The organism is Pseudomonas sp. MF09156, assembly GCF_059862305.1.
Genome location: NZ_JCBCUR010000005.1, coordinates 287991 through 301943 on the forward strand (window position 1 = coordinate 287991; position 13953 = coordinate 301943).

At 61.2% G+C, this 13953-nt stretch carries 8 protein-coding genes, 1 other RNA gene and 1 pseudogene; 2 read left to right on the forward strand and 8 right to left on the reverse strand.

Annotation, left to right across the window (positions count from 1 at the left end):
* Positions 1-95: 95 nt before the first annotated feature.
* Complete coding sequence (locus AC19YY_RS15255; protein ID WP_170043324.1) at positions 96-863, forward strand: substrate-binding periplasmic protein; 768 nt, start codon at positions 96-98, stop codon at positions 861-863.
* On the opposite strand, the gene AC19YY_RS15260 is transcribed toward AC19YY_RS15255, so the two are convergent.
* The 3 genes and pseudogenes from AC19YY_RS15260 to AC19YY_RS15270 form a co-directional block, all read right to left on the reverse strand.
* A complete protein-coding gene (locus AC19YY_RS15260; protein WP_170043323.1) occupies positions 842-2533 on the reverse strand; it encodes a putative bifunctional diguanylate cyclase/phosphodiesterase in 1692 nt (563 codons plus the stop codon). The genes AC19YY_RS15255 and AC19YY_RS15260 overlap by 22 nt on opposite strands.
* Positions 2534-2551: 18 nt before the next feature.
* The gene (locus tag AC19YY_RS15265) at positions 2552-3472 is read right to left on the reverse strand and encodes a methyl-accepting chemotaxis protein (RefSeq protein ID WP_407073418.1); all 921 of its coding nucleotides are present in this window, start codon (positions 3470-3472) and stop codon (positions 2552-2554) included.
* 363 nt (positions 3473-3835) lie between these two features.
* Positions 3836-4117 (reverse strand): annotated as a pseudogene (locus AC19YY_RS15270) (PAS domain-containing protein); the annotation flags it as partial.
* A gap of 458 nt (positions 4118-4575) precedes the next feature.
* On the opposite strand from AC19YY_RS15270, the gene AC19YY_RS15275 reads away from it, so the two are divergent.
* Complete coding sequence (locus AC19YY_RS15275; protein WP_032863355.1) at positions 4576-4890, forward strand: helix-turn-helix domain-containing protein; 315 nt, start codon at positions 4576-4578, stop codon at positions 4888-4890.
* Positions 4891-5319: 429 nt separating this feature from the next.
* Here the strand turns inward: AC19YY_RS15275 and ffs are convergent.
* The 5 genes from ffs to smc form a co-directional block, all read right to left on the reverse strand.
* Positions 5320-5416: signal recognition particle sRNA small type (gene ffs / locus AC19YY_RS15280), an RNA gene on the reverse strand.
* 230 nt (positions 5417-5646) lie between these two features.
* The gene (locus AC19YY_RS15285; RefSeq protein ID WP_500604446.1) at positions 5647-6813 is read right to left on the reverse strand and encodes a zinc-binding metallopeptidase family protein; all 1167 of its coding nucleotides are present in this window, start codon (positions 6811-6813) and stop codon (positions 5647-5649) included.
* 86 nt (positions 6814-6899) lie between these two features.
* Positions 6900-9257, reverse strand: a complete 2358-nt coding sequence (gene ligA, locus AC19YY_RS15290; protein WP_500604447.1) for an NAD-dependent DNA ligase LigA — start codon at positions 9255-9257, stop codon at positions 6900-6902.
* A gap of 88 nt (positions 9258-9345) precedes the next feature.
* On the reverse strand, positions 9346-10209 hold the full coding sequence (gene zipA, locus AC19YY_RS15295; RefSeq protein ID WP_169954221.1) for a cell division protein ZipA: 864 nt from the start codon (positions 10207-10209) through the stop codon (positions 9346-9348).
* 253 nt (positions 10210-10462) lie between these two features.
* The gene (gene smc / locus AC19YY_RS15300) at positions 10463-13951 is read right to left on the reverse strand and encodes a chromosome segregation protein SMC (RefSeq protein ID WP_500604448.1); all 3489 of its coding nucleotides are present in this window, start codon (positions 13949-13951) and stop codon (positions 10463-10465) included.
* Positions 13952-13953: the final 2 nt, after the last annotated feature.

Here is a 13953-nt window from a genome sequence, read left to right on the forward strand (position 1 = left end):
TAGCGGAGCAGGGGGGAAATTGCATCCGGCACGCTCGCCTAATCTGACTAAGCTGGTAGTGGCACGCCCTGCAAAGGGCTGATCCCGGAGAGTTTATGCGCGTAGTCCTGGGCGCTTTATGGATGATCACCACACTGAGCCTGGCGGCGCCCGCCCCGTTGCGCTTCGCCATTTCCGACAGCTGGGCCATGCCCATGGTGCAGATCGAGGGGGCCCAGCCGACCCAGGGCATTTTGTATGACTTGATGCTCAGCCTGGCAACCCAGGTCGGCCACCCGGCGCAGTTCCAGGTACTGGCCCGGGCCCGTATCGCTCCAGCCATGGAGCACGGCGAGATTGATGTGCGCTGCTACGTCGCACAAGCGTGGCTGAATAATCTGTCCGGGGACTACATATGGAGCATTCCGTTATGGGTGCAGCGCAATGTCCTGGCCAGCGCCCATGTGCCGCCGCTGTCGGTGAATGTGGCGCAGCTGGCGGCACAGAATATCGGCACGGTGCTCAACTACAGCTACCCGACCCTCGAACCGCTGTTTGCCAAGGGCCAGCTCAAGCGCGACGACGCCCGCAGCGAAGAGCAAGTGCTGCAAAAGCTGGTGGCGGGACGCTTCAAGTACGCGGTCACCAACGAATGGACCCTGGAACGCTTCAATCAGCAGTTACCGGCAGGTCGCAAGCTGCACGTGGTGGCCGTGATTGAAGAGCAGAGCCTGGGCTGCTACGTGCGCAACGACCCAGCCCTACCCGTGCAGCGGATTTTGCGCACACTGCTGCGTATGAAAATGTCCGGGGAGATTGACGCAATCATCCTGCTCTATACCGGCGACGCTGGGCGCCTGCCTCAATCCCCGCCAGCGCCATAGTTGAGCAGATCAAACCCCGCCGCCCAGGCCGGCACCTCGGCTGCCGGCATCGGTTGGGCGAAGTAATAGCCCTGCGCCACTTCACAGCCCATGCGCAGCAGCAACTGGCCATGCTCGAGGGTTTCCAGGCCCTCGGCGATCACTTCGCGACCAAATGCCCGGGCCAGGCCGATCACCGCCTGGGTCAGCGCGAGGTCATCCTTGTCATGCAGGATGTCGCGCACAAACGACTTGTCGATCTTGATGGTCTGGGTGGGCAGGCGCTTGAGGTAGCTGAGGGACGAATAGCCCGTGCCGAAATCGTCCAGGGAAAACCGCACTCCCAGCGCCTGGCATGCCGCCAGGTGCTCGGTGACGCGCTGGATATGATCGATGGCTACCGATTCGGCGATCTCCAGGTCGAGCATGTGCGGCGCAACGTCAGGATGCTGGGCCAGCAGCTGTTGCAAGCGCTCGACAAAATCCGCGCGCTGGAAGTGTCGCGCCGCGATATTCACGCTGACCGGCCAGCAGTGCCCGGCATCTTGCCACTGGCGTATCTGCGCCAGCACCTGGTCCATCACCCACTCGCCGACATCGACGATCAGGTCGGTCTGCTCGATCAACGACAGGAAATCCTTGGGCGACACCAGCCCGCGAATCGGGTGCTGCCAGCGCAGCAATGCCTCAAAACCCACGACCTGGCCGTGGCGCAGGTTGATCTTGGGATGGAAGTGCAGGCACAACTCCCCCGCTGCCAGGGCCTGGCGAATCTGCTGCACGGTCTGGTGGGTGGCCTTGACCTCCTGCTCCAGGGACACATCAAACAGCTGGTAGCGGTTACGGCCACTTTGCTTGGCCACGTACATCGCCTGGTCGGCATGGCGCAGCAGGGTGTCGGCATCCTCGTCATCCAACGGGAACAGCGTGACGCCAATGCTGGCAAACACGTTGATCTGCGCGCCGAGGATCGAGTACGGCTCGGAAATGGCCGTGAGGATGCGCCGCAAAGCGCGGTTCAACTCCTCGGCATCGCGCACGTAGCGCAGGATCAGCACAAACTCGTCACCGGCAAGCCTTGCGACCACATCTTCGCCACGGATGATGTCGCGCAGGCGGCTGGCGACCTCCACCAGCAACAGGTCGCCAGAGGCATGGCCGTAGCCGTCGTTGACCGCCTTGAAGCCGTCCAGGTCGAGCATGCACACCGCCAGGGGGATGTGCTCGCTGCGGGAAAACTCCAAGGATTGCACGAGCAGTTCAGACAGATAGGCACGGTTGGGCAGCCCGGTCAGCACATCATGGCCGACCCGCCATTGCAGGGTCTGCAACAACTGGCGCTTTTCGCTGACATCAAAACGAATCGACACGTACTTCTGCACCTTGCCGGTCCGCTCATCGACCAGCGGCACCATGGTGCTGTCGACCCAGTACAGCGAGCCGTCCTTGGCACGGTTACAGATTTCCCCGCGCCAGACCTTACCCTCGGTGATGGTGCGCCACATCCCCTGGAAAAACCCGGCAGGATGCAACCCGGAACTGAGGATCCGGTGGTTGCGCCCCAGCAACTCGTCGCGGCTGTAGCCGGACATGCCGCAGAATTGGTCGTTTACATAGGTGATGCGGCCGGTGAGGTCTGTCTCGGAGAAAATGGCGGCGGCATCCACGGCCCTGCGGTATTTCTCATCCATGAATGAGGCTCTAGGTGGCTAGCGGTTGAACCGCTCGACCAGGGCACGCAACCCGGAAGAGATGCTTTCAAGTTCCCGGCCCCGGGTGACTGCAGCGTTGGCATTGCCCGCTGTCTTTTGTACCGTGGCCGCGACGTTATTGATCTGTTGTGAAACATCCTCTGCGACGTGGGATTGTTCCTGCGAGGCAGCAGCCATTTGCTGACTCATGCCGGTAATGCGCTCTACTGCCTGGCGAATACCTAGCAATGCCTGTTGCGCCTGCAATACCTGCTGCACGCCCTGCTCGGCCTCATGGATACCGGTGCTGGCAATTTCCACTGCTTCATCGGCGCCCGCGCGTAGATTCTGGATGATGCCCTGGATCTGCTCGGTCGACTCCCGGGTCTTGCCCGCCAGCGCCCGCACTTCATCGGCCACCACCGCAAAACCACGGCCCTGTTCACCAGCCCGCGCCGCCTCGATGGCAGCATTCAGGGCCAGCAGGTTGGTCTGGTCGGCAATCGCCTGGATCATGCTCGCCGCCACGCGGATTTCCTGGGTCTGGCCGGCCAGGTGGCCCACCGCCTGGTTGATCTGGGTAACGGTGGCCGCCAGCAGTTGGATCGCGTCGCGTGTGGTTCCGACCACCTGGCTGCCATGCCCGGCCAGGTCGTTGGCGGTACGGGCTTCGCTGGCGGTCTGCTGTACATGTGTCGCCACTTCGGCGATGGAGGCGGCCATTTCGGTCATGGCCGCGGCGGTCATATCGGTTTCGGCGCGCTGTTCCAGCAGTGCCGACTCGGTATTGCCCGACAACACGCTGGAATCGGTAGCCGCCTCGGCCATCTGTGTGGCCAGGTCGCTGAGCCGCGTGAGGGCGGTTTTCAAGCGCGCCTCTTCGCTGATCAGGATCATCTCCAATTGCGCGGCCGGACCTAGCGCATCGCTGTAGGTCATGGCGCTGATCGGGTCGGAAAAGGTGTTGGGAGTGTGCTCGACAATCTGCTTGAGCTGCTGCCCCAGACGCAGGTGCGCCCAGGCGCCCAGACCGAGAAACAGCAGCGCAGTCGTTGCCTGAGCCCAGCCGCTGGGCAGCCATTGCACCGCGCCGCCAGCCGCCACCGCCGCCAGGGCGGGCACGGCCAGGGCATTGCCGAACTGGCCCAGGCGTTGCAGCGGCGAAACCGCCGAACGCCCGGCACGCAAGCGCGCGTAGAGCGCTTCGGCACGCCGCACCTGTTCGCGCGTCGGCTTGACCCGCACCGACTCATAGCCCACCAACCGGCCGTCTTCGAGGATGGGGGTCACATAGGCGCTGACCCAATAAAAGTTGCCATTTTTGCAGCGATTCTTGACCACGCCCATCCAGCTCTGGCCGGCCTTGAGGTAGCGCCACATCAGTTCGAAGACCGCCGGCGGCATATCCGGGTGGCGTACCAGGTTGTGGGTACTGCCGATCAGCTCGGCTTGGGTGAAGCCGCTCATGGCAGCAAACTCGGCGTTGCAGTAGGTAATGTGGCTATTGATGTCCGTCGCGGAAATGAGCCGTTGCTGCTCCCCGAAAGTCTGTTCAACTGTGGTGACCGGCAAATTGACGCGCACTTTAAAGCTCCATGGACAGCATTCGATCTACCGGCCCGGGATCGGGTAGATCCGGCAGGTAGAGGGGTATTTCCAGACGGGTAAACCGTCAATCGGCTGGCTGGCGCCATTGGGCGGCCAAACCAGGTTTTGCCCAGCACCTGAGCTTCGGTTTAGCGAAGATCAACTAGGCTTTAATTCGAGCGTCTGGTGTGAAAGGCGGGGGCTGCGGGGGCGCGCAAGAGCGAGCCTGGCGCTGCGGCCAAGCAACTGTTTTGCAACTACCTTTATGAAAGAGAGGAGAAAGCAATGATTTCCCGTTTCATAAAGGTGCCCTGTGAAACGACACCGCCAAATACTTGTCCTAAACGCCGATTCTACGAATTACATCACATTTTGCAAGAAAAGGTGATGGTGCGTGCCGTTGTCTAATGCCAATATTTATCGTTAAGTTCTTGATTCTAAATGGGAATTGAGCGATGCAAATTTCAAGTTTGGGTCCAGCCATCAGACGTTATCGAAAGGTAGCGGGGCTTACTCAGGCTGAACTAGGTGAGAAAACCGGTTTTGACCCTAAAACCATCAGCCGCTTCGAAACCGGCACCTATACACCCAGCGTTGACGCTCTCTTCTTGTTTGCAGAGGCTCTGGGAGTGAAGCTGAAAGTCTTTTTTGCCGATCTGGGCGATGAGGACGAACAGCGCGCTTATCTGTTCGGTGTCATTCATAAAGCCACCCCGAAGGATCTGGGAAAGCTGATAGCGGCGGTAGACCAGGCCTTGTCCAAGCCTTAGAGCTCGTACGACATAAAAAAGAGCAGGTCGCTGATGCTGCCTGCTCTTTGCTCTTTGCCTACTGACATGATCCGACCGGACAGCGCCTCTCCTGGCAGGCGCTGGGCCACGCCTTTTGCCAATATGCTCGCGCAGCCCAAGCGGACTCGGCATCCTTTCGCGCAATTACTTCAAAATGCAAGGGACTACCATGAGCTACCTCCGCCTGCTGGCGGTGGCTGGCACATAGAACCTGCCTGCACGATCGGCATCTTCCTGCTGGCGGCGAAGAAGCTTCTTCAACCGCAATAAAGGCTGATAGCCAGACACGAAAACGCCGCGAAAAAACGCGGTGTACAGACGGCTTCGACCGCTGCGCAATAACGCACGGCAAAGTGATAATTTTTGATCAGAGGGAGAGTTGTTACGAAGGGAGCGTTATGGAGGCAACCCCACCAGCCACACCCCGGCACACAATGTTCCCGCTGTGGCTGCTGCCTTCCGGCTCTGACCAGGTTCACGGGTAATCGTTGCGGGGGGACCGATGGGGTCACCATAACGACGCTGGCCTCTCGGCAAGCCGCGCCATTGTACCGATCTCATCGGAAGTTACAACCGTTGGTGCAGGATTAAAAAGCCAAGGGGCTCAAGTACTTGCCATAGCCCTCAAGAACACCCTCTATGTGGTGTGCGAGCGGGCTTGCCCGCGATGGCGGTGGTCAGTACCTGTGCAAGCTGGCACTCCGTCATCGCCGGCAAGCCCGCTTCCACATTGGATCATTGGGCTTTCAACACCTCATCCGCCCGGCCGCCCTCCTCCTGGATCACCAGGTGGATGAAATGCAGCTTGGCAATCACCGCCGGTGGCAGCACGAAGGGATAGAAATCCGGTTGCCCCATGCTGCGGGACAGTTCGTTGAGCATGCCGGCCAGTTCGATCCAGGCGTTGACGAACGACAGGAACGCCGCCCCGCCAGGGTGTTGCGGATCGTAGAGCGTGGCGAGGGGAAACGGCTGGTAGTCCAGGTCCATCTCCCGCGCGCTCATGCCAAAGCCCAGGGCGGTATCGACCGCGTCCATCATGTGCAGGTAGTGGGCCCAGGTTTCCGCCCAGTCTTCCCAAGGGTGCATGGTGGCGTAGGCGCTGACGCAGGTTTGCTGCCAGTCCGGGCGCGGGCCGTTCTGGTAGTGCTGCTCGAGAGCATCGGCATAGCTGGCACGCTCATCACCAAACACCTGGCGGAACGGCTCGAGCCAGTGGCTGCCGGCGACCAGGCGATCCCAGTAATAGTGACCGACTTCATGCCGGAAATGACCGAGCAAGGTGCGGTACGGTTCACGCATCTGCACGCGAATTTTCTCACGGTGTTCGTCGTCAGCTTCCTTGATATCCAAGGTGATCAAGCCGTTGGCGTGGCCGGTGGTGGGGGCCTTGCCTTGCAGGTCGATACCGACGAAGTCAAAGGCCAGGCCATTGGCTTCATCGACGGACTTGGGGACCACCTGCAACCCCAGGCTGATCAGTTGCGCCACCAGCCGGCGCTTGGCGGTTTCGACTTTGCGCCAGCGCTCGGGGTTTTCTGCAATCGACAGGTCGGGGATGGTGCGATTAAGGCTACACGCCACGCACAGCGGTGCGGTGCTGTAGGCCGGGATCAGCCAGTTGCAGGCAGCAGGCGTGTCGAGGTTGGCGCAGCGGCGCGAGGCGCCCGCGTCAAGATTATCGTCCTGCAGCCAGGTATTGACGACCGGCCCAGGTTGCAGGGACGACAGCCGGCTTTGCTCGGGCAGATAGCCCAGCAGCGCCGAACAGGACAGGCATTGGCTGTTGCGAAAGAACAGGGATTGACCGCAACGGCACTGCCACACCTTGCTATTGCGCGAAGTCCCGGCCATGAACGGTGCGGCGATGCGCGAACTGAGCTGTTCGAAGAAGCGGTACATGGCGATCTCTCCAGGGGCGTGCCCAAGACTAGATCATTTACCACGCAAGATCGTTCCCACACTCTGCGTGGGAACGATCGTCATCATCAGATGGAGATGTTGTGGCGGGTCAGAAAGGCGACAAAAGCCTCTTCATCCATGACTTTCAACCCCAGCTCACTGGCCTTGGCCAACTTCGACCCGGCGCCTGGCCCCGCGACCACGCAATAGGTTTTCGCCGACACCGAACCGGCGACCTTGGCGCCCAGGCTTTCGAGTTTTTCCTTGGCCACGTCGCGGCTCATCAACTCCAGCGAGCCGGTCAGCACCCAGGTATGGCCCGCTTCGGGCAAGCCCTCGAGGACTTTCTTCTCGCTCTGCCAGTGCATGCCAAAGTCCTTGAGCTGCTGCTCGATGGCTTGCGCACGCCGGGCATTGTCCGGATTATCAAAAAACTCGCGCACGGCCTTGGCCTGTTTCTCTGGGAGTGCCTGGCGCATATCCAGCCAATCGGCCTGGATAACGCCCTCCAGGGAGCCGAACTTGTCCGCCAGCTTCTGCGCAGCCCCCGGCCCCACGGAAGGCACGTGCAGCTTGTCGAGAAAGCCGCCCAGGGTGGTGCTGGCCGCGAACTCGGCGCTCAGTTCGCCCTGGTCCTGCAATTGCAGGCCGCACTCATCCGGCGACAGTAACGCGCCAATCACCTGCTGGTTATGGCTGTCTTCAAAGAAGCTGTGGATCTCGTGCGCCACCTCCAGGCCAACATCCGGCAAGTACGTCAACACTTCCGGCAAGGCTTGCTGCACGCGCTCCAGGGACGCCAGGGAGCGCGCCAGCACCTTGGCGGTTTCCTCGCCGACATCGGGAATGCCCAGGGCGTAGATAAACCGTGCCAGGGTTGGGGTCTTGCTGTTTTCGATGGCCGCGATCAGCTTCTTGCTGGAAACATCAGCGAAGCCTTCCAGGTCGATGATCTGTTCGTACTTGAGCTTGTACAGGTCAGCCGGCGAACCGATGAGCTTTTCATCGACCAGTTGCTCGATGGTCTTGTCGCCCAGGCCGTCGATATCCATGGCCCGTCGCGAGACAAAATGGATAATCGCCTGCTTGAGCTGCGCACCACAGGCCAGCCGCCCGACACAGCGATACACCGCGCCTTCGCTGACGGTTTCCTTGCCCTTGCTGCGCTTGACCAACTGCGTGCGTTCCACATGGGAACCACACACCGGGCAGGTTTGCGGGATCTGTACGGCGCGGGCATTTTCCGGGCGGCGCTCGGCAACCACCGACACGACCTGTGGGATTACGTCACCGGCACGGCGGATGATCACGGTGTCGCCGATCATCAAGCCCAGGCGCGCCACTTCGTCCATGTTGTGCAACGTCGCATTGGACACAGTGACGCCCGCCACCTTGACTGGCTTCAAGCGTGCTACCGGGGTCACGGCGCCGGTGCGGCCGACCTGGAACTCAACGTCCAGCAATTCAGTGAGTTCTTCCAGTGCCGGAAACTTATGGGCGATGGCCCAGCGCGGCTCGCGGGCGCGAAAGCCTAGTTCACGCTGGTAGGCAATGCTGTTGACCTTGAACACCACCCCGTCGATTTCATAGGGCAGGCTGCTACGCCGCTCACCGATATCGCGGTAGTACTCCAGGCAATCCTCAATACCCTTGGCCAGCTTCAACTCGTGGCTGATGGGCATGCCCCATTTCTGCAACTGCTGCAGGTTGCCGATATGAGTGTCGCTGATATCCGTGGTCACGCCGTAGCAGCAAAACTCCAGGGGGCGACTGGCAGTGATCTTCGAATCGAGTTGGCGCAGGCTGCCGGCGGCGGCGTTGCGCGGGTTGGCGAAGGTCTTGCCGCCGACTTCCAGTTGCGTGGCGTTCAAACGCTCGAAACCGGCCTTGGACATGAACACTTCGCCACGCACTTCCAGGGTCGCCGGCCAGCCCGTGCCATGCAGTTTCAGCGGGATATTGCGCACGGTGCGCACATTGACGCTGATGTCTTCGCCCGTGGTGCCGTCGCCACGGGTCGCGCCGCGTACCAACTCGCCATCCTGGTACAGCAGGCTGACCGCCAGGCCATCGAGCTTGGGTTCGCAGCTGTATTCCACCGCCGCGCCACCGCCAAACAGATCGCCCACCGGCAGGTCGAGGCCCTCGGTGACCCGACGATCAAATTCCAGCATGGTGGTTTCATCAAACGCGTTGCCCAGGCTGAGCATGGGGATCTCATGGCGCACCTGGGTAAACGCCGACAACGCCGCACTACCCACCCGTTGCGTTGGTGAATCACGGGTCACCAGGTCGGGGTGCTCGGACTCCAGGGCCTTGAGCTCATGGAACAACCGGTCGTACTCGGCGTCCGGGATGCTCGGCTCGTCGAGTACGTGATAACGGTAGTTGTGCTGATCCAGTTCAGCGCGCAGTTCGAGGATGCGGGTGTGGGCGGCGGTCATGGGTGTTCTCTCATAAAGCAAAAGAGCAGCCGAAGCTGCTCAATATGTTAGTGCGCTTAATTCTACTGACAACGCTGAAGACCAATCCTCAGCGTTTCTGTGTCAGGGCGCGACGCTCGAACTCGACGATGCGCTGACGGTAGTGTTCGATGGTCTGGGCGGTCAGTACGCTGCGCTGGTCGTCCTTGAGCTCACCGTTAAGTTCCTGGGACAGCTTGCGGGCGGCGGCCACCATGACGTCGAACGCCTGTTTCGGGTGGCGCGGGCCTGGCAGGCCGAGGAAGAAGCTCACCGCCGGGGTGCTGAACAGGTCGATATCGTCCAAATCGAAGGTGCCCGGCTTGACCGCGTTGGCCATGGAGAACAGCACTTCACCGTTGCCCGCCATGCTTTCGTGACGGTGGAAAATATCCATCTCGCCAAAACGCAGGCCGCTTTCCAGGATGTTCTGCAACAGCGCCGGGCCCTTGAAGCCGGCCGCGTCGCGGCAGATCACGCTGATCACCAGCACTTCTTCAGCCGCCGGCTGATCCTTGGAGGACTCACGCGGTGCGCTCTTGGCCGGGGTTTCATCCGGAAAATCACCGTCACGGCTACTGAAGCTCGGGCCTTCGTCGACGTCGAGGTTCAGGTCGCCCTGATGCGGCTCGGCCACGACAGCACTGCCACGCTTGCCGCGCTTGGACGACGGCTCGCGGGGCTCGCGCACCGGCGCGCTCATCGACGGCAGGTCGTGTTCGTCCAGTTGCGGTTCTTTATGGGTATCCAGGACACGGGGAGGCCCCAGCAGCTCGGCGGCGCCATCGTCGTCGGGCAGATTGGACAGGTTTCGGTCCAGGCGGAATTTCAGCTTGCCCTTGCCGCCGCGCATACGGCGCCAGCCATCAAAAAGAATACCGGCTATTACAATAATGCCGATGACGATCAGCCACTCGCGCAGACCGATTTCCATGTAATCCCTTGCCTCTATAAAAAATGCTGAAAAATAAGGGGTTTAGCACCGTGCAAACCGCTTTAAAACGTGGCGCCAACTCTATGTTCTGACTGACGTTTTGCCCACGCATACGAAAAATTGACATTAAACTAGCACGACCAAAGATAACTTTACACAGTTGGCGCAAAATGTGTCGGCTAACGCAGGAATCAGGCTACAAATCATAAGCTTCAAGCCGACACTCTTGCCCCTTGAAGCTAGCAACTTGCCGCTAACTTTCCACCATCGCCATCGCCTCTTCCACATCCACCGCCACCAGTCGCGAACAGCCCGGTTCATGCATGGTCACCCCCATCAATTGATCAGCCATTTCCATGGCGATCTTGTTGTGGGTGATATAGATGAACTGCACCGTCTGGGACATCTCTTTAACCAGGCGGGCATACCGTCCAACGTTAGCGTCATCCAGCGGCGCGTCAACTTCGTCGAGCATGCAGAACGGCGCCGGGTTCAACTTGAAGATGGCAAACACCAGGGCCAATGCGGTCAGGGCCTTCTCGCCGCCGGACAACAAATGGATGGTGCTGTTCTTCTTGCCCGGAGGCCGCGCCATGATCGTTACCCCTGTATCGAGTAGATCTTCGCCCGTCAGTTCCAAGTAAGCGCTGCCACCACCGAAAACTTTTGGGAATAAGGCCTGTAAACCGCTATTAATCTGATCAAAGGTATCTTTGAAGCGGTTTCGGGTCTCTTTGTCGATCTTGCGAATGACGTTTTCCAAAGTGTCGAGGGCTTCCACCAGATCGGCGTCCTGGGCATCCAGATAACGTTTGCGCTCGGACTGCTGCTGATATTCGTCGATGGCCGCGAGGTTGATCGCCCCGAGTCGTTGAATACGTGCGCCAATGCGCTCAAGTTCTTCCTCGGCGTCCTTCTCGTTGGCCTGGGCGGTCAGGGTATTGAGTACGCCGTGCAGGTCGTAGCCATCTTCCAGCAACTGGTCTTGCAGGGTTTTGCGGCGCACCGTGAGGGCTTGCCACTCCATACGCTGCTGTTCGAGCTGGCCGCGGATCAATTGCGATTGCTGCTCGGCCTGGGTCCGGCGCTTTTCTGCGTCGCGCAGTTCGCGGTCGGCGTCTTCCAGGGCGATTTGTGCGGTCTTGAGTTCTTCGTCGACGCTCATGCGTTTATCGAGCAACTCTTCGAGCTTCAAGCGCAGCTCTTCCAGCGGCGCCTCGCCCTCCTCCAGGTTGAGGCTCAGTTGCTCGCGCTTTTCCGTCAGGCGTTCGGACTGCATCTCCAGGCGCTCCAGGGCCTGGCGCGTGGAATCGTGCTGGGCGCGCAAGGAGCCCAGGCGCACGGCCAACTGGTGGGCGTGATCCTTGTGCTGGCGCGCTTCCTGGCGTACCCGGTCGAGGCGCTCGCGCAGGCTGTCACGCTGGGCCAGCAACAGTTCGCGCTGCTCGGTATCGAGGGCCATGCTGTCGAGGGCCTCCTGCAATTGCAGGCGTGCCTCACCGACTTGTTCGTGTTCGAGGGCGCGCTGTTCGCCCATTTCGGCCACTTCTTCGTCGAGCCGGGTGCGGCGCAGGGTCAGCTGTTCGGCCTTGGCCTTGCTGGCCGAGAGTTGGGCTTTCAATTCGCCCTGCTGGCGCGCTTCGTCCTGCAACAGGCGGCGCAAGTGTTCGCGGCCGGTCTCTTGCTGGCGCTGAGTGGCGCGCAGGGTTTGCAGTTGGGTTTCCAGGGACTCAAGGGTGGCTTCGCGCTCTTCACGCTCGGCACTCAGGTTAACGATTTCCTGGCCACGGGCCAATACGCCACTTTCGGCTTCACTGGCGCGGCGCACCCGCAAAAAGTGCCGGCCTACCCAGTAGCCGTCGCGGCTGATCAGGCTTTCGCCAGAGATCAATTGGCCACGCAGCGCCAGGGCCTGTTCCAGCGAGTCCACCGGTTTGACCTGGCCCAGCCACGGCGCCAGATCAATCTGCGCCTCGACTTTATCCAACAGGCTGCCGGGCACGCGGGTGCCATCGGCTGCCGGGCTGAGCAGGCGCAAGTCACCTTGTGTGAAGCCCGCCAGGTCAAAGCCGCCAAAATCGTCCACCAGCACCGCTTGCAGGTCCGCACCGAGCACGGTTTCCACAGCCAATTCCCAACCAGCTTCAACCTTCAAGCCTTCGGCCAGGCGCGGGCGCTCGGCCAGGTGCTGGTCGCGCAGCCATTCGGCGGTGCCGATGCCTGGGTCCAATGCGGCCTGCTGCAAGGCTTCAAGGGAGGCCAGGCGCCCGTTAAGGCGCTGTAAATCGCCCTGGGCCTGCTGCTGCGCCTGGGTCGCCTGCTGCAGCTCCTGACGCAATTGCTCCAGGCGTTCCACTTGTTGTTCTTCGCTGGCCTCCAGCTCTTCCAGGGTCATTTCGCTTTCGGCCAACTGCTCGCTCAGCGCCATGATCGCCGCGTCTTCCGGAGCGGAGGCGAGCAACGCGCGCTCCTCCAGGACCCGGCGCTGACGCTCGGCCAGGCGTTCCATACTGGTTTCCAGTTGCTGGATGCGCGACTGCTGCACCTCAGCCTGGCGCCGTGGCTCGGCGGAGCGCAGGTTGAACGCGTCCCACTGCTCCTGCCAGCCGTGCATGGTGGTTTCCGATTCTTCCAGGGCGGCGGCGGCTTCTTCGGCGGCGGCGCTGGTGATTTCCTGCTCGGGGGTGAGCATGTCCAGCTCTTCGCCGAGGGTCAGCAGCAAGGTGCGGTCGTGGCCCAGGTGGGACTCGGTTTCCAGCCGCGCCCGCTCCGCTTCCTTGAGGTCATCCTGCAACTGGCGCAGGCGCTGCTGGCCGTGCTGGATGCTCTGCTCGACCCGCGCAATGTCGCCGCCCACCGAATAGAAGCGGCCCTGCACCAGATTGAAGCGCTCGGACAGATCATGGTGACCGTCACGCAGGCGCTCGATGCTGGCGTCGGCATTGCGCTGCTCGGCCACCAGGGCTTCGAAGCTGATTTCCTGGGTGCCGATGATCGCTTCGCGCTGGCCCACCTGGTCATTCAAGGCCTGCCAGCGCAGGGCTGAGAGTTGTGCCTTGAGCTGGCGCTCTTCGCCTTTGTATTCCTGGTATTTCTCGGCGGCCTGGGCCTGGCGGTGCAGGCGCTCCAACTGGCGCTCCAGCTCTTCACGCAGGTCGGTCAGGCGCGCCAGGTTTTCGTGGGTGCGGCGGATGCGGTTCTCGGTCTCGCGCCGGCGCTCCTTGTACTTGGAGATGCCGGCCGCTTCCTCGATAAAGTTGCGCAAGTCCTCGGGCTTGGCTTCGATCAGCTTGGAGATCATGCCCTGCTCGATGATCGAGTAGCTGCGCGGGCCCAGGCCGGTGCCGAGGAAGATGTCGGTGATGTCGCGGCGCCGGCACTTGGTGCCATTGAGGAAGTAACTGTTCTGGCTGTCGCGCGTCACTTTGCGGCGGATGGAAATTTCTGCGTAGGCCGCGTATTCGCCCACCAGGGTGCCGTCGGAGTTGTCGAACACCAGTTCGATGCTGGCCTGGCTCACCGGCTTGCGGCTGGTGGAGCCATTGAAGATGACGTCGGTCATCGACTCGCCACGCAGGTTTTTTGCCGAGCTCTCGCCCATCACCCAGCGCACGGCGTCGATAATGTTCGACTTGCCGCAACCATTGGGCCCGACCACTGCCGCCATGTTACTGGGGAAGTTCACCGTAGTCGGGTCGACGAAGGATTTGAACCCCGCCAGTTTGATGCACTTGAGCCGCACGC

What these genes read in the sequence shown, in the direction of transcription:
- AC19YY_RS15260 (WP_170043323.1), bottom strand. Translation starts at nt 2,533, where the DNA reads ATGGATGAGAAATACCGCAGGGCCGTGGATGCCGCCGCCATTTTCTCC.
- AC19YY_RS15265 (WP_407073418.1), bottom strand. Translation starts at nt 3,472, where the DNA reads ATGACCTACAGCGATGCGCTAGGTCCGGCCGCGCAATTGGAGATGATC.
- ligA (WP_500604447.1), bottom strand. Translation starts at nt 9,257, where the DNA reads ATGACCGCCGCCCACACCCGCATCCTCGAACTGCGCGCTGAACTGGAT.
- AC19YY_RS15275 (WP_032863355.1), top strand. Translation starts at nt 4,576, where the DNA reads ATGCAAATTTCAAGTTTGGGTCCAGCCATCAGACGTTATCGAAAGGTA.
- AC19YY_RS15285 (WP_500604446.1), bottom strand. Translation starts at nt 6,813, where the DNA reads ATGTACCGCTTCTTCGAACAGCTCAGTTCGCGCATCGCCGCACCGTTC.
- AC19YY_RS15255 (WP_170043324.1), top strand. Translation starts at nt 96, where the DNA reads ATGCGCGTAGTCCTGGGCGCTTTATGGATGATCACCACACTGAGCCTG.
- zipA (WP_169954221.1), bottom strand. Translation starts at nt 10,209, where the DNA reads ATGGAAATCGGTCTGCGCGAGTGGCTGATCGTCATCGGCATTATTGTA.